The following is a 19279-nucleotide window of genomic DNA, read 5'->3' as shown; positions in this document are numbered from 1 at the left end:
GTTAATAACATTTAACAATTTACTTTTGCCAACAATTAACACTTAAAATTAAAATTAATTAGAGTATGAAAAATCTTAGCAGAGTACTATTAGTTGCAGTGCTTTTATTGGGTATTAGCACTACAAATGCGCAAGATAAAAACAATCCATGGGCTTTCAGCTTTGGTCTTAACGCTGTTGATCTTTATCCAACAGGAGAACCTACTCCATCTGGACCTATTTTTGATGAATTCTTTAATGCCAACGATCATTGGAATATCATTCCAATCATAAGTTCGGCTACAATATCGAAATATTTAGATGCAGGATTTACGTTTTCCGCAACAGGTAGTTTTAACAGAATCAACAAATTAGGAAGTATTTCTGACCCTATAACTGGTAAAGAGTCTACTGTTAAGCCTTTAAATAATCAAACATTACCATATTTCGCTGTTGATGGTATGGTGTCCTACAGTTTCCAAGAATTAATTAGCTCTAATACTATTGAGCCATTACTTGGTGTTGGTGGTGGTTACTCATGGGTAGACGGAATCGGAGCTGGAACTTTGAACGGTTCTGCTGGCTTAAGATTTTGGTTCTCAGAAAAAGTTGGTTTGGACCTTCGTACAACATACAAGCATGCATTTGAAGATTACTTACCAATCCACTGGCAACATACAGCTGGTGTAGTATTTAAATTTGGTGGTACTGACACAGATGGTGATGGTATATATGACAATGAAGATGCATGTCCAGAAGAGGCTGGTTTAGAAATCTTCAACGGATGTCCTGATTCTGATAACGATGGAATCCAAGATTCAAAAGATGACTGTCCTAACGATGCTGGTTTAGCTGAATTTAATGGATGTCCTGATACAGACGGTGATGGTGTAATGGATAAAGATGACAAGTGTCCTACTGTTCCTGGCTTAAAAGAACTAATGGGTTGTCCTGATGCTGATGGTGACGGTGTTGCTGACGGCGATGATAACTGTCCTAACGAAGCTGGTCCTGCAGCCAACAACGGATGTCCTTGGCCAGATACTGATGGTGATGGAATTCTTGATAAAGATGACAAATGTCCTAACGAAGCTGGTTTAGCTGAATTAGACGGTTGTCCAAGAGTTGCACCTAGCCCTGCAGTAATGAAAACATTAAATGACTACGCTAAGACCATCTTATTTGATACAGGTAAAGCCTCTATTAAAGGTGATTCTGAGCAAGTTGTAGATAACATTGTTGCGATATTGAAAGAATATCCAAACTCTAGATTCTCAATTGACGGACACACTGATAGTACTGGTTCTGAAAGAACAAATCAATTATTATCTGAAAGAAGAGCAAATTCTGTAAGAGACTATTTAATAGCAAATGGAATTGCAGCAGATCGTTTAGAAGCTAAAGGATATGGTGAAGCCAAGCCAATAGCAGATAATAAAACTAGAAGCGGAAGAAAAAACAACAGACGTGTTGAAGTAGTTCTATTAAACCCACAGAAGTAATTAAATAGACACTTATATAAATTAGAAAAACGCTCCGAAATTCGGAGCGTTTTTTATTTTTATAGTATGGACAGTTTTATTAAGCAGGTACTACAAGATTTAAATGATAAAAATGTTAGTCTTGATACTATCGTATTTGTTCTCCCTAGCAAACGAGCTGGTGTATTTTTAAAAAATGAACTTTCTACATTACTACGACGACCGATATTTTCACCTTCAATTATTAGTATTGAAGAATTTGTTGAGGAGCTATCTGACCTAAAGCTTTTACCAGATTCAGAACTTATTTTTAAACTTTATGAATCTTATCTTAAGTTAACACCACAAGACGAGCAAGAACCCTTTGAGTCTTTCTTTACATGGGCAAATGTCTTATTGCAAGACTTTAATGAAATTGACCGCTACCTTATAAATCAAAATAATATTTTTGATTATCTAAAGGCCATAAAAGAATTAAATCATTGGTCGCTTGCAGAGAATCAAACACCATTAATTAAACAACATCTAAAATTTTGGAACAAATTAAAACAGTTCTATAAAACTTTTGCAAGAGACCTATTGAAGAACAATCAAGGCTATCAAGGTCTACTCTACAGGGAAGCTTGTAATAATTTAGAATTGTATATGGTTAACCATCCCAAGCTCAACCACGTTTTCCTAGGCTTTAATGCATTAAATACTTCTGAAAAAAGAATCATACAGGAATTAATTGACAATGACTTAGCCCAAATATACTGGGATATTGACTCTACCTTTCTAAACGATAAATACCATGATGCAGGTTTATTTATAAGAGAATACACTTCTAACTGGAAGCACTTTAAAAACGGACCTTTAAAATGGGCTTCAAATACATATAGGGAGGCTAAATCTATAAAAGCCATTGGAGTTCCTAAAAACGTCGGTCAGGCAAAATATATCGGTCAGCTCCTAGAGACTATTCATAGTAAAAAGCGTTCTTTAGAACATGTGGCCGTGGTTTTAGGGGAAGAAAATCTGTTGCTACCACTTCTAAATTCGTTACCGGAGTCTATCAATTCTATTAACGTAACCATGGGGCTACCTTTAAAATTTGTACCACTGGCAAACCTTTTTATTTCCCTATTCAATTTACATAAACAGTCTTCAAACTCATTTTATTATAAGGATGTCGTAGACCTTCTGGTGCTGCCATCAGTATATAGACTGTTTCAACAAAATTCTTCTAATAAGGCCAATGAACTTATTGAGTATATTCAGCAAAACAACATCATATATTTAGACACCGAAAAAATCAAATCTATAATACCTGATGAAGAAAATAGTATTGATTTAATCTTTGGGTCCTGGGATGATAATCCTCAAATCGCAATTGAGAGAATTAGTGCGCTTATCTACAAAATAAAAGAGCAATTAGACCCATCGGTGCAACGATTGGAAATGGAATATCTATATTGTTTCCATAACTTATTTAATAGACTTAACGACCTTCATAGCCAATACAACTACCTCGAAAATATTTCTAGTCTTTACACCCTTTTTAAAGAACTATTGAATATGGAAACCATGGATTTTCAAGGTGAGCCCTTAGAAGGCTTACAAATTATGGGAATGTTAGAATCTAGGGCTTTAGATTTTGAAACAGTGATTATAAGTTCTGTTAATGAGGGTATTCTACCTGCTGGTAAAACCAACAATTCCTTTATTCCTTATGATGTAAAAATTGAGAACGCTTTACCAACCTTTAAAGAAAAAGATGCTGTATACACTTATCATTTTTACAGGCTTCTACAACGTGCAAAAGAGGTTTATATCATCTACAATACTGAGTCTGATGCATTAAAAGGCGGCGAAAAAAGTAGGTTTATAGCACAGCTAGAAGTGGAGGGCATACATTCCATTGAGCAGGTACTTGCCCAACCTCAAATTCCGGTTATTGATGCTTTAAACAAAACTATAAAAAAGACACCTGAACTTATTAAAGAGATTAAAGCTTTAGCTGAAGGTGGATTTTCTCCATCTTCATTAACAAGCTATATCAGAAATCCTTTAGATTTTTATTACGAAAAACTGCTTAAAATAAAAGAATTTGAAGATGTTGAAGAAAGTATTGCAGCAAATACATTAGGTACAGTTATTCATAATACTTTAGAGCAATTTTATAAGCCCTATGAAAATTGTACTTTGACGGAAGAATTGCTCCTTTCTTTTAAAGAAAAGGTCCAAGAAGCAGTTGCCAATGAATTTAAAGCCACTTACAAAGAAGGGGGTTTTACCAAAGGGAAGAACCTCATTGTATTCGAAATTGCACAACATTTTATATTAAACTTTATAGACATAGAATTAGAAAGCATTAAAAAGGGAAATACCATTAAAATTCTTGCCATTGAAACAGATGAAAGTACTTCATTACAAATTGAAGGATTAGATATCCCTATTATAATCAAAGGTAAAGTTGATAGAGTTGATGAATTTAATGGTGTAATTAGGATTATAGACTATAAATCTGGTAAAGTTGAAAAAAATAAAGTGGTAATTGGTGTGTGGAATGAAATCGCTACTGATTACAATAAATACAGTAAACCCTTTCAATTACTGTGCTACACCTATATGATGTTTAAACAAAATAAAATCACACTTCCTGTTGAAGCAGGAATTTACTCGTTTAAAAACCTAAGCGCTGGCCTTCTAAAATTCACAAAGATAAATCCAGATCAGAAAAACAAAAGAGATGAGGCTATAACAGAAGAAACGTTGAGAGCATTCGAAAATGAACTTCATAAACTGATACTAGAAATATTCAATCCAGCGATTGATTTTATAGAAAAAGAAACTGACTGATGGAAGAAGTAAGAAATATCATTTTAAAGAGACCTAAAAATAGATCTATTGTCCTAGACACTTTCTATTCAAAAGAATTTAAAAATCAACCGATAGTCATTTTTTGCCACGGATACAAGGGGTTCAAAGATTGGGGCGCCTGGAATTTAATGTGCCAATACCTAGCAAATTTAGGGATGGGTGTGGTTAAATTTAATTTTTCTCATAACGGTGGAACAACAGAAAATCCCATTGATTTCCCAGATCTTGAGGCTTTTGGACAAAATAATTATAGTAAAGAGCTCAATGATTTGAACGATATCCTCGATTGGACACAGAACCATTTTAGAAACAATAGCTTCGTTAATCCATCAAATATCAATTTAATTGGCCACAGCCGTGGTGGTGGAATTGTTATTCTTAAAACCGCAGAAGACGTTAGGATTAAGAAGGTTATAACATTGGCAGGAGTTAGTGATTTTGAAACTAGATTTGGTAATCCCGAAGAGATTGAATTGTGGGAAAAAAGTGGAGTAAAACATGTCATTAATGGCAGGACAAAACAAGAAATGCCGCACTACTATCAGTTCTACGAGGATTATCTAGCCAACAAAGAACGATTAAATATTAAAAACGCCACAAAAAATATCAGCATACCACATCTTATTATTCATGGTAACAACGATACATCCGTTAAGATCGACGAGGCCATAGCCTTACACCAATGGAATCCCAAAAGTAAACTTGAGATAATTAAAGGGGCGGACCACGTTTTTAACACTAAACATCCATGGGATAAGGATGAGTTATCTGAAGAGCTTAATCTTGTTGTTGAAAATATAATTGATTTCATAAAATAAAAATGCCCCAATTATTGGGGCATTCAGTGGAGAAGATCGGGCTCGAACCGACGACCTCTTGACTGCCAGTCAAGCGCTCTAGCCAACTGAGCTACATCCCCTTTTCAGCTATGCAAATAAAGCATAAATCAATACATTATGCAAAATTAGCTAAATTTAAATCACCAATACAAAAGATATTACAAATGCCAGATTCTAATTTTCAAAACGATTTGAATAACGAAGCGCAACTGGCTAAGTGTTTGGATCAACTTTATCCAAAAATATTTAACGCTACCAATTACAGTACAGAACGGGTTTACGACATTAAAAAACAGCACATCGGGATAGATTTAATTCTGCGCAACTCGGAAAAAGAATATTTTGTAGATGAAAAAGCGCAGCTCGACTATCTCAATACAACATTACCAACATTTGCTTTTGAACTTTCGTATTTAAAAAATGGTATTTGGCATCAAGGTTGGCTTTACGACAAATCAAAAAAAACAGATATCTATTTTTTAATTACCAATATTCATTTCAGAGAGAATTCAACAGATAAAGAGCTTTCTCACTTAAAAATTACAGGTATTTATAAAGATAAATTGCTGAACTTACTTAGTGATAAAGGTCTAACGGAAAGCACTTTATTCCGTATGGAAAAAGAAATCCGTAATCACGGGAAACACGGAAGACATCCTATTAAAGCATTAGATTATAAATCTGAGGGCGTCTTGTTTTTTTCAAAAAACAATAAAAGCGAACAGCCCATTAATTTGGTTCTAAAACTAGATTATCTCATTAAGGAAAATGTTGGTAAAACTATTTATCAGCTTTAATCTCTTGTGCTAGGACCTCTCCTAATTGTTGCACTACACCAACAACAAGGGCATTCCCCATAAAAAATGCTCTCTTGGCATCAGTAATTCCATCAACCATGGTATGGTTATCTGGAAACATATTTAACCGCTCCAATTCAATTGGTGTAAGCCTCCTTAAACGGCCATTGACCAAAACAACATGCTTAAATCTAGATGCCGATTTGCCACCTTCTCCTGTGATAATTGTGCGAGATGGCCTATCTAGCGCATCAGGGAAAACCATACTTCCCTCGTTATAGTTATACCAAAAGTCATTGGCTTTATTATAGCGTTTCTCGTTTTTAGCTCCTTTTAAATACATCCACTTATCTAGAGTATCATCTTGCAAATAAAACTCTTCTGACACCTCTTCTTCAGGTACTAAGATATCACCTAAACTTTTGAAATTTCCGTCATACTCTGCAGTATACTTTTCTGTCCAGTATGTACCGTTAATCATTACTCCAGTGTTTTGAAATGGCGATAACTTCTGGCCTTTGTTAAAATTCTCAGAGACCTCAACTAAATCGTTCGGTACCTCACCTTGAAAACAAGAATTATTCTGGCTAACACCGGGAAAAGCTTTTGCTGAAATACCATCTTGAAACAACCACGCTGCCTTATCTTTTTGGCGCTTTAATTTCTTATATAAGACCGTGCTTTTATGATATCCTATTATAAAAATCCGTCGTCGTCTTTGTGGCATACCATACTCAGCAGCATTAATAACCTTCCACTCAACAGCATAACCTAGACTATTCAAAGATGAGAGCATCATTGCAAAATCGCGCCCACGCTGGGAAGCTGGAGACTTCAATAAGCGATCTACATTTTCTAATAATAGGTACTTTGGTTTTCTTCCTTTCTTACCTTCTAAAATTCGATAGATTTGCCACCATAACACTCCTTTTTTACCTATTAACCCACCGCTGCGTTTTAAGGTTGTTGCCACGGAGTAATCTTGGCATGGAAAACCACCAACAAGTAAATCATGATCAGGGATAGCTTCAACTACAACACTAGCGATATCATCGCCGCAATGATTGGATGAGGGCCATTTGTTATTGTAAACTAAATTTGCATGCTGAAGTTTGGTGCTAGGTTCCCATTGATTGCTCCAAACAACTTTATAGGGGCTGTTTTCTTTTCTGGGATAGCCTTCTAGTCCGATTCTAAAGCCACCAACACCAGCAAAAAGTTCAACTGTTTTAATTGTATGGTTCGGCATAAAAATTACTTAAGTCCGCTAAGCACTAGAACTGGCATTTTGTTAGCATGAAAGTCCTTTTTTAATATGGTATCTTTTTCCCACAACTTAGAGAAGAATCCTCGCTTTCGCCTAACAACGCATAATAAATCTGGATTATTACTTTGGTAATGTTCTAGCACTGCTTGGAAGGTCGTGGGCCTCTCTGCAATAGTAGAATTGGTAATCATAGCCTCTAATTGATTATTTAATTCAAAATCTTCTTTTTTATGATAAGGCGTTTTAACCAGAAGTATGTTGAGCACTGCCTTAAACTGATTCTTAATATCTATCAACGGTTGTAAAACATCATTCTTTTTAATAATTGCTGATTTTAGGGCTAAAAGAATTTTCACAATGGGTTTGTACTGATACCCTTCAGGTACAATTAAGGCTGGTATTTGTGTCCGTTTTACAATTTTGCCAGATGTTTTTCCTAAGTAAACCTCCTCCTTGATGGAATTGGTTCTTGGTTCAAGTATGATTAAGTCCACTTCTAGGCTTTTACAAACACCCTCAATAGTGTCAATTAAATCGCCCTTAAAGGTTTTGGCAATTACTTCAACACCCTTTTTATCAATAGAGGCAATATGAGATTCCAAAAAAGCCATAGACTCTCTTTGAAGAATATGGTCTATCTTAATCATAGTCCCTGCTTTGGTATAGACATTATATATTTGCACCACATAAACCTTTGCTCCAAAAGCTCGAGCAAAGTCAATGGCGTATTGTAAATGGGACTTCGCATTTTTTGAAGACCCAACAGGAACTAGGATTGTTTTCATAGCGGTAAAATTTAGAACAAAAGTACATATAATAATGATACGTAAGGGTGAAGAAGGAGACTTAGAATCTATCATAGCAATGACCACAGCTTGTGCCAGACATATGATGAAAAAAGGCATCTTTCAATGGAATGACTTTTATCCAAATAGTTCTGCTTTTAAAAATGACATAATCCGCGATGAACTTTACGTCTTAGAGCGTAATGAAAAAATAATTGGTTGTTTTGTAATTTCTACATTTATGGATAAAGAATATAGTCCAATCCAATGGCTAACTGCAAATAGAAATAACATCTACATTCATCGACTGGCAGTTCATCCAACTTTTCAAGGTAAGGGCCATGCCCAGAGACTAATGGATTTTGCAGAACAATATGCCATTGAAAATAACTATATCTCTATTAGATTAGATACCTTCTCTCAAAACAAAAAAAATCAGAAATTTTACGAACTTCGCGGATATAAAAGATTGGGTGACATCTACTTTCCTAGACAAAGTGAGTACCCATTTCATTGTTATGAACTAATCCTTTGAGCACAGACATTTCATTAAAACAAATCAATAAGCTAGCTATTCCAGCACTAATTTCTGGCGTTTCTGAACCTATCTTGTCCTTAACTGATGCTGCAATTATTGGCAACATGGATAATAATGCTACAGAATCCTTAGCGGCTGTAGGCATAGTGACAACTTTTCTTTCCATGTTAATTTGGGTTTTAGGCCAAACACGGAGCGCCATATCCTCTATTGTCTCACAGTACTTAGGTGCTAAAAATTTAGAGGCTGTAAAAAACCTGCCTGCCCAAGCCATGTTTATTATTACCTCTTTAAGTGTAATTATTATTTTAACGACGTATCCATTTGCGGCACAAATTTTTCAGTTATACAATGCCTCCGACCTTATACTAAATTATAGTGTAGACTACTACCAAATACGGGTTTTTGGATTTCCGTTTACCCTTTTCACAATTGCTGTATTTGGCACATTTAGGGGTTTACAAAACACCTTTATTCCAATGATTATTGCTATTGTTGGTGCGTCTGCAAATATTGTGCTTGATGTTATTTTAGTTTATGGTATTGAGGGTGTTATAGCTCCAATGCATATAAAAGGTGCTGCATATGCCAGCGTTGGCGCCCAAATTTTAATGGCTTTATTGTCCGCTAATTATATATTAAAAAAAACAAATATCCCTTTACTTATTACTTTTCCTTTTAATCCAGAAATAAAGCGTTTTATATTAATGATTGTCAATCTTTTTATCAGAACCATTGCCTTAAATGTTGCGCTTTATTTTGGCACGAGCTTAGCCACAAAGTACGGACCAGTTTATATTGCTGCCTATACTATAGCTATTAATCTGTGGTTTCTAGGAGCATTTTTAATTGATGGTTATGCCAGTGCGGGAAATATTTTATCTGGAAAACTTCTTGGAGCCAAGGCCTATTCTTCACTCATAACACTTAGTACCAAGCTTATAAGATATGGTATCATGGTCGGTACGGTTATAGCGGTTTTAGGTGCTTTACTTTATTTTCCTATTGGACATATATTTACCAATGATAAAGCCGTATTAAAGGAATTCTATAAGGTATTTTGGATTGTTCTTGCTATGCAACCACTATGTGCTTTAGCCTTTATATTTGATGGTGTTTTTAAAGGCCTAGGCAAGATGCAGTATTTAAGAAATGTTCTTTTATTTTCAACGCTTTTAGTTTTTATACCAGTTGTATTAATAACAGATTATTTTGGCTACAAACTTTACGGCATATTCTGTGCATTTACACTTTGGATCATTGCTCGAGGCATACCTTTAATTATAAAATTCCGGAAAACGTATTCCACACTTGCGCAAAACACTTAAATTTGGTCAATAAAATGTTGATTGATGACTTTTCTCATCGCTTTATTACAAGAAGTAGATATTGACCAGAAACTAAAAGAAGCTCCCGACGGTAGTTATGGTATCGGTGTCTTTATTGGAACTCTGCTACCTTTTATAGTTTTGGTACTCATTGCTTACTTAATTTACAGATACAATAAAAATAAACTTAACAAGGATTAAATGGGAAATTATCTTTTCTTAGTATTGGCTATTGCATTAATAGTCATCTATTTCATTAACCGAAACAGAAGACCTAAATGAGAAAAATTCGTATAACCAAACAATTTTCTTTCGAAACAGGACATGCCTTATACGGTTACGACGGTAAGTGTAAAAATGTACATGGTCATAGCTATCGCTTAGACGTTACTGTCATAGGAAAACCTATAGATGATAAAAGCAACGTTAAATACGGGATGGTTATAGATTTTGGAGATTTAAAAAAAATAGTGAAAGAAGAAATTGTAGATATATTTGACCATGCCACTGTATTTAATAAAAATACGCCTCATGTAGAATTGGCAAAAGAACTTGCAGACCGAGGGCACAATGTACTATTGGTAGATTACCAGCCAACTAGCGAAATGATGGTAATTGATTTTGCTGAAAAAATAAAACTTCGATTACCAAAAAACATAAAATTACATTCGTTAAAGCTACAGGAAACGGCAACAAGTTTCGCAGAATGGTACGCTTCAGATAATGAGTAAAACTCACCGTATACATATCGAAAAAGGCCAGAAAGTCTATTTTGCTTCCGACAATCACCTAGGTGCACCCACAACGGAACAATCTCTTCCTAGAGAGAGAAAATTTGTAAATTGGCTCAATGAGGTAAAAGAAGATGCTGCAGCAATTTTCTTAATGGGTGATTTGTTTGATTTTTGGTTTGAGTATAACAAAGTAGTTCCTAAAGGGTTTACTCGAACGTTAGGTAAGCTTGCAGAACTAAGTGATAACGGTATCTCAATTTTCTATTTTGTTGGTAATCACGATTTGTGGATGAATGGCTATTTTGAAGAAGAATTAGGTATTCCTGTATTTCATAAGCCCCAAGAATTTCAATTGAACAACGCATTATTCTACATTGGTCATGGTGACGGTTTAGGACCTGGCGATAAAGGCTATAAACGTATGAAAAAGGTATTTACAAACCCTTTTTTTAAATGGCTTTTTAAATGGCTTCATCCTGATATCGGAGTACGATTAGCACAATATTTATCCGTAAAAAATAAATTGATTTCTGGCGATGAAGATGCTACCTTCCTAGGAGAGGATAACGAGTGGTTGGCTCAATATAGCAGGAGAAAGTTAGAAGAAAAGTATCGTGATTATTTTGTTTTTGGTCACAGGCATTTGCCATTAGAAATAGAATTGAGCACCGCTTCAAAATATATTAATCTTGGCGACTGGATTACTTATTATACCTACGGAGAATTTGATGGTAACAGTTTTGAGCTTAAAAGTTACGACTCCTCCTTACCTTCTTCATAGTGTTCTTCAACATCCTGTCGTAAATCGAGCTGTCTCAAAGGCTTGTTTTTTAACCCAATCACAGCGACCGTAAGTAATGTTACTGTACCACCCAGAATAACTGCCAAAGGCGCCCCAAATAATCTTGCAGCAATACCACTTTCTAAGGCACCTAGTTCGTTAGAAGACCCAACAAACATTGAGTTAACAGCACCGACTCGTCCTCTCATTTCGTCGGGTGTTTTTAATTGAAGGATGGTCTGTCTGATCACCATGGAGATTCCATCGAACACACCAGAAAAGAACAATGCCAATACACTAAGCCACATCAATCTTGAAGCCCCAAATATTATCATACAAACTCCAAAACCAACTACGGACACCAGTAACTTTTTACCAGTACTCCGTGTTATGGGAATATAAGTAGTGGCAAGCATTGTAATGATACTTCCAGAAGAAAGTGCAGCATTCAAAACACCAAATCCTTTTGGTCCAGCATCTAATATGTCTTTTGCAAATACGGCGAATATGGCAACAGCTCCTCCAAATAAGACTGCAATCATATCTAAGGTAAGCGCGCCCAAGATAACTTTATCATTAAATACAAACCGAAGACCAACCTTTAAACTCTCCTTCACAGATTCATTGGTCTTTGTATTTAAAATAGGTTTTTTACCAATCTGAAAAACCAATATCAACGCTAGCATTACTAACAGAAAAATAATACCCAAAGTGTGGTGCACGTTTATCCATGCAATTAGAAAGCCACCACACAAGGCCCCAAAAACACTGGCGCCTTTCCAAGTACTGCTACTCCATGTTGCCGCATTTGGATAGGCTTTCTTCGGTACAAGAAGTGCAATAAGAGAAAATATTGTTGGGCCAAAAAAAGACCTTAGTACACCACCAAAAAACACCAACCCATAAATACTATATAATATGGTGTTGGTATCCCATGCTTCTTCTAGACTACTAGACGTTAACCAATACAGCCCAAAACTGATTAAAGAAAACAACGCAATGCATAGCGTGAATAAGTTTCGTTTTTCTTTTTTATCAACAATATGTCCTGCAATTGGTGCTAAAAAAAATGCAGGTAAAAATTCGCAAAGCCCTATAATACCGAGACTTAATTCGTCATTAGTCATTGCATAAACTTGCCATTCAATAACCACAAATTGCATGGACCAACCAAAAACCAAAGCAAAGCGCACTAATAAAAAGATATTAAATTCTTTGAAGCGCAACGCAGCATATGGATCATTTTTAGTCACTGAATTAGGGTTTTATATCCTTTATTTTTAGTTGAAGTGTTGTATTGCCATTCCAATGATTTTCATCAATAGTATAAACTGCACTGAATGGTTTCTGGTTGGCAATCAAATCCATTTTATCTCCTAGTCCAAAACCAATACAAACAATTTTAGTATCGAACGACTGTGTTGCGGTAAATCTCAAATGGGTCTTGTCCTCGCCAACACATTTGCCCCAACCTGTATCCTTAACATTTTGAGTCATAAAAACAGGTGTCATATTGCCCGGCCCAAAGGGCGCAAACTGACGGATAATTCGAAAAAGCTTAGTATCAATTTGATTTAAATCGATTTCTAAATCAACCCTTAATTCTGGGGTTAATAATTTAGGGTCAATGGTTTCCTTTACGACAGTTTCAAACTTCTCTTTAAACTTTAAATAATTCTCTGGTAACAAGGTTAGTCCAGCTGCATATTTATGACCTCCAAACTGTTCAATACAGTCTGAACAGGCCTCCAAAGCATTGTAGATGTCAAACCCTTTTACCGAGCGTGCTGACGCGGCTAGTTTATCGCCGCTCTTTGTAAAGACCAATGTTGGTCTATAGTAGGTTTCTGTCAATCTCGATGCTACGATACCTATAACACCTTTATGCCAATTCTCATCGTAAACTATAGTGGTGAAAGCCTCTTGTTCTCCATTTTTTTCAATCTGAACTAAAGCCTCTTCTGTAATACGCTTATCAGCCTCACGGCGGTCTGTATTAAACTGATCAATATCTAAAGCATATTGTGCCGCTAAGTTAAAATCTGTTTCGATTAAAAGCGTTACGGCATGGTTACCGTGCTTCATACGGCCAGCGGCATTAATTCTTGGAGCTATAATAAAAACAACATCTATGATGCTGAGCTCTTCCTTTTTAACCTCTGCAATTATGGCTTTCATTCCTGGGCGCGGATTAGTATTTATCACTTGAAGACCAAAATAGGCCAATGCTCTATTTTCGTCAATTATTGGTACGATATCTGCACCTATTGCTGTAGCAACCAAGTCTAAATACTGAACTAGGTCTTCTAAATCTTGACCTCGTTTTGTAGCTAACGCTGTCACCAACTTAAAGCCAACACCACAACCGCACAATTCTTTAAACGGATAGGAACAATCTTCACGTTTAGGGTCTAAAATAGCAACTGCCTTTGGTATAACATCACCAGGCCTATGGTGGTCGCATATAATAAAATCAATACCTTTTTCTTTGGCATATTTTATTTTATCTATGGCCTTAATACCACAGTCTAAAGCAATAATCAGGGAGAAGTCATTGTCGTGAGCAAAATCAATGCCTTTACAGGAAATACCATAACCTTCATCATAACGATCAGGAATGTAGGTAGCTATCCTATCGCTCAATGTTCTGAGATAAGAAGACATTAATGCAACAGCTGTGGTTCCATCAACATCATAATCTCCATAAACTAGAATATTTTCGTTATTTCTTAATGCCAATTCTATGCGGTCTACAGCTTGAGCCATATCCTTCATTAGAAACGGGTCGTGTAAATCGTCTAAGCTGGGCCTAAAAAAGGTTTTAGCGGCTTCATAGGTTTCAATACCGCGTTGCAATAATAGTGTAGCGACAATTTCATCAACATTTAAGGCTTCTTTTAAAGCTTTTACTTTAGACGCTTCTGGTTTTGGCTTTAAAGTCCATCTCATAACAAATAAAAACCTATCTTTTAGTCCCTATGTGGTAATGTACTTTAGTTTTTACATTAGCAAATTGCCTAAACATTTCCATAACCCCACAGTACTTTTCTACAGATAATTCTACTGCGCGTTCGCACTTTTTCTTATTTAAATCAGATCCGTAAAAATGGTATTCTACTAGTACCTCATGATAATATTTTGGGTGTTCTTCCGTAAGTTCTCCCGTTACATCAATTTTAAAATCATCTATCTCAACATTCATCTTATCTAAAATTGAGATAACATCTAAAGCTGAGCATCCCGCAAGAGAAGATAACATCATGGCCTTGGGCGATAGACCAAATCTTTTATCTCGTCCTTCAAATGCGGTGTCCATTGTTACAAAATTGCCACTTGGATTGTTCGATTCAAAGGTTAAATCACCCTTCCAATGCGTTGTTATTTTATCGGCCATAACACTTCTATTTGTTTGTTAGAACTCCTATATTGTAGATTCAAAAATACCATTAAAAATAACAATTATGGCATTAGTAACACCTTTGTCACCAGAGCATGATATAGAAACAAAAGAACTTGCAGAATTCTTTAATGAAACCTTGGGTTTTTGCCCAAATTCAGTATTGACTATGCAACGCAGACCAGCTATTAGCAAAGCCTTTATCAATCTCAATAAGGCTGTTATGGCCAATGAAGGTCGCGTAACCTCAGCTCTAAAGCGCATGATTGCATGGGTAAGCAGTAATTCTACTGGTTGTCGCTATTGCCAAGCCCACGCTATTAGGGCCGCAGAGCGTTATGGAGCGGAACAGGAACAGTTAGATAATATCTGGGACTACAGAACGCATCCGGCTTTTTCTGAAGCTGAACGCGCTGCTTTAGATTTTAGCCTGGCAGCAAGCCAAATACCAAATGGTGTAAATGCAGAAATTAAAGAGCGTTTATACCAATATTGGGATGAAGGTGAAATTGTAGAAATGCTAGGAGTTATCTCCCTGTTTGGTTACTTAAATCGCTGGAATGACTCTATGGGAACTACAATGGAAGAAGGCGCTATTAAAAGTGGTAATCAATTTTTAGGAAAACACGGTTTTGAAGTGGGCAAACATGATGGGTCCGAGTATTAAAGAAAAAACCGTCTTTGCGTTCTCCAAAAAATAAGTTCTTAGTCTTTGCCTGCTACAACAATAACAATCTCACCTTTTGGTGGTTTGCTGGTGTAATATTTCAATACATATTTAGCTGTTCCTCGAATAGTTTCTTCATAGAGTTTAGATAATTCTCTAGATACCGACACTAATCTGTCTTCACCAAAGTACTCACAGAAATGTCCTAAGGTCTTTATTAATTTATGCGGACTTTCGTAAAAAATCATAGTTCTAGTCTCCTCGGCCAATAGGATTAACCTAGTTTGCCGTCCTTTCTTTACAGGTAAAAATCCTTCAAATACAAATTTATCGTTGGGTAAACCACTATTGACTAATGCAGGAACAAACGCCGTAGCGCCAGGTAGGCAATCGACTTCAATGTTATTTTCTACGCAAGCTCTAACCAATAAAAATCCTGGGTCTGAGATTGCTGGTGTACCTGCATCGCTAATAAGGGCAATTGATATGCCTGATTTTAATCTTTCTACTAAGCCCTTTACTGTTTTATGCTCATTGTGCATATGATGGCTTTGCATGGGTGTTGCTATACCGTAATGCTTCAGTAGCTTACCTGAAGTTCGGGTATCTTCGGCGAGAATTAAATCTGCTCCTTTTAATACTTCTATTGCTCTAAAGGTGATGTCCTTTAGATTACCTATTGGTGTTGGTACAATATAAAGTTTAGACGTAATGTCCATATAAGATATATAGGCTACGAGAATTTGTTAGTTGAATTTATTTTCAACTAACTCCATAAAACGGTCTGCATATTCCTCTTTACCTTCCCAGTTGTTATAATCTGGTTTAACCATATTATGAATTAGGGATTGTGCATCTGTTAAACTAGGAGCTGTATTAATTTGTGAGATAACCCTATCGTAATCCTCGTTTTTTCCTTCAAACAAATGTTTTATAAAGGCAATTTTATCGTTAAGACCTATTTGAAGTTGATGTGGTTTTAATTTATCGTTGAGTGATTTTTTCTCTTGTTCCGCCTCGCGTCTTTCGGCTTCTTCCTTAGGTTCAAACTCTGGTATAGTAGCATATTCTGAACTAATATGTTCAAATTCAACAGTGTTGGTTTTTTCTTGCGGTAGTGTTTTTTCTAAAATCAAGTCAACCTGCTGGGTTTCTTGCGGCATTTGAGCCACCATATCCTTAATTTTTTCCATTACGGGTTCCATGATATCGTCATCTTCAATATCATCTAAATTAACGTAAACTTTGTTCCCTACTTCAATGTTGTCACTCACTTTGTTGTTAAAAGCCGTGTCTAGCATTTCAAAAAATGAGGAATCATTGCCAATGGTTGGCATTTTATCTTCAAAATTTTCGTGGGCAAATTTTAGAACGGTAAGTTTTTCATATAGTTTAGAAACCTCCTCATGCATTTTATCTACATCTTCTCTACCCTTCAGTTTTAGAATCCCATGGGCAATGCTCATTAATTCTGATTCTAATTTCTTTTTCATCGGTTTACTTTTGATTTTTAATAAATTTGATTGACCTTTATCATAACGAAAAAACGCTATGTTTTAGTGCTAAATTTACGAAATGTTTCTTGAAAATACAGTAAATCATAAAGAACAATTTGGATGGATTGAAGTGATTTGTGGGTCAATGTTCTCTGGTAAAACTGAAGAATTAATTCGTCGGCTAAAACGTGCAAAATTCGCTAGACAAAAAGTTGAAATTTTTAAACCTGCTGTCGATGTGCGATATGACGATGAAATGGTGGTGTCTCATGATGATAACGAAATACGCTCCACACCTGTACCAGCTGCAGCAAATATTCCGATTTTAGCAGATGGATGTGATGTTGTAGGTATAGATGAAGCCCAATTTTTTGATGATGAAATAGTACGCGTTTGTAATGATTTAGCCAACAAAGGCGTACGCGTTATTGTTGCTGGGTTAGATATGGACTTCAAAGGGAACCCTTTTGGCCCAATGCCTTATTTAATGGCTACAGCAGAATATGTTACTAAGGTACATGCCATTTGCACCAGAACGGGAAACTTAGCCCAGTACAGTTACCGAAAAGGCAAAAGTGATGATTTAGTTCTGCTAGGTGAAGTTGAAGAATACGAGCCTTTGAGCAGAGCGGCATACTATAAAAGTATGCTAAGAGACAAGGTAAGGCAAATGAAAGTTAATGATGCAGAGGAAATTAACTCCCAAGACAAAAATCCTGATGCCTAAAACCACCGAAACAACCCTCGAAATTAATCTTAGTGCTTTAACTCACAACTATAGTTATTTAAAATCCAAGTTAGAGTCTAATACCAATTTCCTTGCGGTGGTAAAAGCTTTTGCCTATGGAAGCGACAGTGTAGCTGTTGCAAAACATCTCGAAGCTCTTGGTGTAGATTATTTTGCCGTTGCCTATACAAGTGAAGGTTTTGTCTTACGTGAGGCAGGAATTAAAACACCCATACTTGTACTCCATCCACAACCCACGAACTTCAAAACCCTAATTGACCACTGTTTAGAGCCAAGTATTTATAGTTTTAAGGTGTTAGATGAATTTATTTCAACCGCTTCTCATTGTAAGCAACAGGATTATCCAATACATTTAAAATTCAATACGGGTTTAAATCGCTTGGGTTTTAGAGCATCTGATTGCAATAATATCGTTGAAAAATTAAAAGCAACAGCGGCTGTGAAAGCCAAGTCTATTTTTTCTCATTTAGCCGCCAGCGAAGACTTAAATGAAAAAGAATTCACTTTACATCAAATTTCCACTTTTAGAGCTGTAGCTAAAAATCTTGAATCCTTAATAGGTTACAAGCCATGGTTACATATGTGCAATACCTCTGGAGTCATTCATTACCCAGAAGCCCACTTTGATATGGTGCGCTGTGGTATTGGACTTTACGGATTCGGAAATTCGGCAAATGAAGACCAAAATTTAAACCCTGTTGCAAGCTTAAAATCGGTTATTTCACAGATTCACAAAATAAAGCCAAATGAAACCGTGGGTTACAATCGCGCCTTTATGGCCGAAGGCCATCAAAAAACAGCTACTATTCCCATTGGTCATGCCGATGGTATATCGCGCCAATATGGTAACAAGCAAGGATTTGTTTTTATAAAAGGCTTAAAGGCTCCGATAATAGGCAATGTATGTATGGATATGATTATGGTCGACGTGACCAATATTGAGTGCTCCGAAGGTGATGAGGTCATTATTTTTGATGGTATTCACAAGGCCTCTACCCTTGCTGAATCTGCAAACACCATATCCTACGAGATTCTTACCGCAATATCACAACGTGTGAAGCGTAAATTCTTAAAATAATTATTTAATTTGAAATGTGACTTTTTTGTTTAACTTAGTGTCATACAACTAACTAAATACACTAAATTATGCTAAAAGAGTTCAAAGAATTTGCAATGAAGGGCAACCTTGTTGACATTGCAGTGGGTTTTGTAATGGGTGCTGCTTTTAAAGAAGTAGTTACTGCATTCACGGGGGGAATCGTTTCGCCTTTAATTGGTTTAATCTTCGATAGTGACTTTAAAGCACTACGGTACAAATTAAAAGACGGTACGGCTAATGACGCTGGGGAAATGATAGGCGAAGTTTGGTTAGAGTATGGCACATTCTTAACCAATGTAATTGACTTTATCATTATAGCCTTTGTGATGTTTCTAGTTGTAAAAGGCGTTAACAATATGAAAAAGAAAGAAGAGCCAGCTCCAGAAGCACCAGCGGGTCCAACACAGGAGGAATTATTATCTGAAATAAGAGACTTATTAAAGAAATAACGTATAGCGACACCGCTACACTACATGTAAGT

20 protein-coding genes and 1 tRNA gene are annotated in these 19279 nt (G+C 36.1%); 13 read left to right on the top strand and 8 right to left on the bottom strand.

The window, feature by feature from the left end; genetic code table 11:
* The first annotated feature begins 65 nt into the window (after nucleotides 1–65).
* The 3 genes from J4050_RS01160 (at nucleotide 66) to J4050_RS01150 (ending at nucleotide 5140) form a co-directional block, all read left to right on the top strand.
* On the top strand, nucleotides 66–1481 hold the full coding sequence (locus tag J4050_RS01160; RefSeq protein WP_208152104.1) for an OmpA family protein: 1416 nt from the start codon (nucleotides 66–68) through the stop codon (nucleotides 1479–1481).
* A gap of 66 nt (nucleotides 1482–1547) precedes the next feature.
* Nucleotides 1548–4301, top strand: a complete 2754-nt coding sequence (locus J4050_RS01155) for a PD-(D/E)XK nuclease family protein (RefSeq protein WP_208152103.1) — start codon at nucleotides 1548–1550, stop codon at nucleotides 4299–4301.
* On the top strand, nucleotides 4301–5140 hold the full coding sequence (locus J4050_RS01150; RefSeq protein WP_208152102.1) for an alpha/beta hydrolase family protein: 840 nt from the start codon (nucleotides 4301–4303) through the stop codon (nucleotides 5138–5140). Before J4050_RS01155 ends, J4050_RS01150 begins: the two co-directional genes overlap by 1 nt.
* Nucleotides 5141–5167: 27 nt before the next feature.
* Here J4050_RS01150 and J4050_RS01145 read toward each other — a convergent pair.
* A tRNA-Ala gene (locus J4050_RS01145) sits at nucleotides 5168–5241 on the bottom strand.
* 84 nt (nucleotides 5242–5325) lie between these two features.
* Between J4050_RS01145 and J4050_RS01140 the strand changes: the two genes are divergently transcribed.
* Complete coding sequence (locus J4050_RS01140; RefSeq protein ID WP_208152101.1) at nucleotides 5326–5958, top strand: hypothetical protein; 633 nt, start codon at nucleotides 5326–5328, stop codon at nucleotides 5956–5958.
* Here the strand turns inward: J4050_RS01140 and dcm are convergent.
* Entirely contained in the window at nucleotides 5942–7207 is a 1266-nt protein-coding gene (dcm, locus tag J4050_RS01135; RefSeq protein ID WP_208152100.1) for a DNA (cytosine-5-)-methyltransferase, read from the bottom strand. The two genes, J4050_RS01140 and dcm, sit on opposite strands and share 17 nt — an antisense overlap.
* Before the next feature lie 5 nt (nucleotides 7208–7212).
* Nucleotides 7213–8010, bottom strand: a complete 798-nt coding sequence (locus tag J4050_RS01130; RefSeq protein WP_208152099.1) for a universal stress protein — start codon at nucleotides 8008–8010, stop codon at nucleotides 7213–7215.
* Nucleotides 8011–8044: 34 nt separating this feature from the next.
* On the opposite strand from J4050_RS01130, the gene J4050_RS01125 reads away from it, so the two are divergent.
* From J4050_RS01125 to J4050_RS01105, 5 genes are all read left to right on the top strand, one after another.
* The gene (locus tag J4050_RS01125) at nucleotides 8045–8545 is read left to right on the top strand and encodes a GNAT family N-acetyltransferase (protein WP_208152098.1); all 501 of its coding nucleotides are present in this window, start codon (nucleotides 8045–8047) and stop codon (nucleotides 8543–8545) included.
* Entirely contained in the window at nucleotides 8542–9876 is a 1335-nt protein-coding gene (locus tag J4050_RS01120; protein ID WP_208152097.1) for an MATE family efflux transporter, read from the top strand. The genes J4050_RS01125 and J4050_RS01120 overlap by 4 nt, the downstream gene beginning before the upstream one ends.
* A 24-nt stretch (nucleotides 9877–9900) precedes the next feature.
* Nucleotides 9901–10077 (top strand): hypothetical protein, encoded by a 177-nt coding sequence (locus J4050_RS01115; RefSeq protein ID WP_208152096.1) that lies wholly within the window; start codon nucleotides 9901–9903, stop codon nucleotides 10075–10077.
* 77 nt (nucleotides 10078–10154) lie between these two features.
* Nucleotides 10155–10607, top strand: a complete 453-nt coding sequence (locus J4050_RS01110; RefSeq protein WP_208152095.1) for a 6-pyruvoyl trahydropterin synthase family protein — start codon at nucleotides 10155–10157, stop codon at nucleotides 10605–10607.
* 10 nt (nucleotides 10608–10617) lie between these two features.
* Nucleotides 10618–11391 carry a metallophosphoesterase gene (locus J4050_RS01105; protein ID WP_208152342.1) on the top strand — a complete coding sequence of 258 codons (774 nt, stop codon included), beginning with the start codon at nucleotides 10618–10620 and terminating at the stop codon, nucleotides 11389–11391.
* On the opposite strand, the gene J4050_RS01100 is transcribed toward J4050_RS01105, so the two are convergent.
* The 3 genes from J4050_RS01100 to J4050_RS01090 are packed head-to-tail and all read right to left on the bottom strand — an operon-like array spanning nucleotide 11364 to nucleotide 14785.
* Complete coding sequence (locus J4050_RS01100) at nucleotides 11364–12644, bottom strand: MFS transporter (protein WP_208152094.1); 1281 nt, start codon at nucleotides 12642–12644, stop codon at nucleotides 11364–11366. The two genes, J4050_RS01105 and J4050_RS01100, sit on opposite strands and share 28 nt — an antisense overlap.
* Nucleotides 12645–12648: 4 nt before the next feature.
* On the bottom strand, nucleotides 12649–14340 hold the full coding sequence (gene recJ / locus J4050_RS01095) for a single-stranded-DNA-specific exonuclease RecJ (RefSeq protein WP_208152093.1): 1692 nt from the start codon (nucleotides 14338–14340) through the stop codon (nucleotides 12649–12651).
* Between the two features lie 13 nt (nucleotides 14341–14353).
* Nucleotides 14354–14785 (bottom strand): OsmC family protein, encoded by a 432-nt coding sequence (locus J4050_RS01090; RefSeq protein ID WP_208152092.1) that lies wholly within the window; start codon nucleotides 14783–14785, stop codon nucleotides 14354–14356.
* Between the two features lie 67 nt (nucleotides 14786–14852).
* On the opposite strand from J4050_RS01090, the gene J4050_RS01085 reads away from it, so the two are divergent.
* Nucleotides 14853–15455, top strand: coding sequence for a carboxymuconolactone decarboxylase family protein (locus tag J4050_RS01085; RefSeq protein WP_208152091.1), 603 nt, complete (start codon nucleotides 14853–14855; stop codon nucleotides 15453–15455).
* A gap of 38 nt (nucleotides 15456–15493) precedes the next feature.
* Here the strand turns inward: J4050_RS01085 and rsmI are convergent, their stop codons facing one another.
* Nucleotides 15494–16174 carry a 16S rRNA (cytidine(1402)-2'-O)-methyltransferase gene (gene rsmI / locus J4050_RS01080; protein WP_208152090.1) on the bottom strand — a complete coding sequence of 227 codons (681 nt, stop codon included), beginning with the start codon at nucleotides 16172–16174 and terminating at the stop codon, nucleotides 15494–15496.
* Nucleotides 16175–16201: 27 nt separating this feature from the next.
* Nucleotides 16202–16948 (bottom strand): DUF8457 domain-containing protein, encoded by a 747-nt coding sequence (locus tag J4050_RS01075; protein WP_208152089.1) that lies wholly within the window; start codon nucleotides 16946–16948, stop codon nucleotides 16202–16204.
* Between the two features lie 82 nt (nucleotides 16949–17030).
* On the opposite strand from J4050_RS01075, the gene J4050_RS01070 reads away from it, so the two are divergent.
* From J4050_RS01070 to mscL, 3 genes are all read left to right on the top strand, one after another.
* A complete protein-coding gene (locus tag J4050_RS01070; protein ID WP_208152088.1) occupies nucleotides 17031–17678 on the top strand; it encodes a thymidine kinase in 648 nt (215 codons plus the stop codon).
* Nucleotides 17671–18777, top strand: a complete 1107-nt coding sequence (gene alr, locus J4050_RS01065) for an alanine racemase (protein WP_208152087.1) — start codon at nucleotides 17671–17673, stop codon at nucleotides 18775–18777. The genes J4050_RS01070 and alr overlap by 8 nt, the downstream gene beginning before the upstream one ends.
* Before the next feature lie 68 nt (nucleotides 18778–18845).
* Entirely contained in the window at nucleotides 18846–19247 is a 402-nt protein-coding gene (gene mscL / locus J4050_RS01060) for a large-conductance mechanosensitive channel protein MscL (protein WP_208152086.1), read from the top strand.
* Nucleotides 19248–19279 lie beyond the last annotated feature (32 nt).

The organism is Winogradskyella pelagia (assembly GCF_017581965.1).
Taxonomy (GTDB): domain Bacteria; phylum Bacteroidota; class Bacteroidia; order Flavobacteriales; family Flavobacteriaceae; genus Winogradskyella; species Winogradskyella pelagia.
This window is presented reverse-complemented; position numbering and strand designations above follow the sequence as displayed.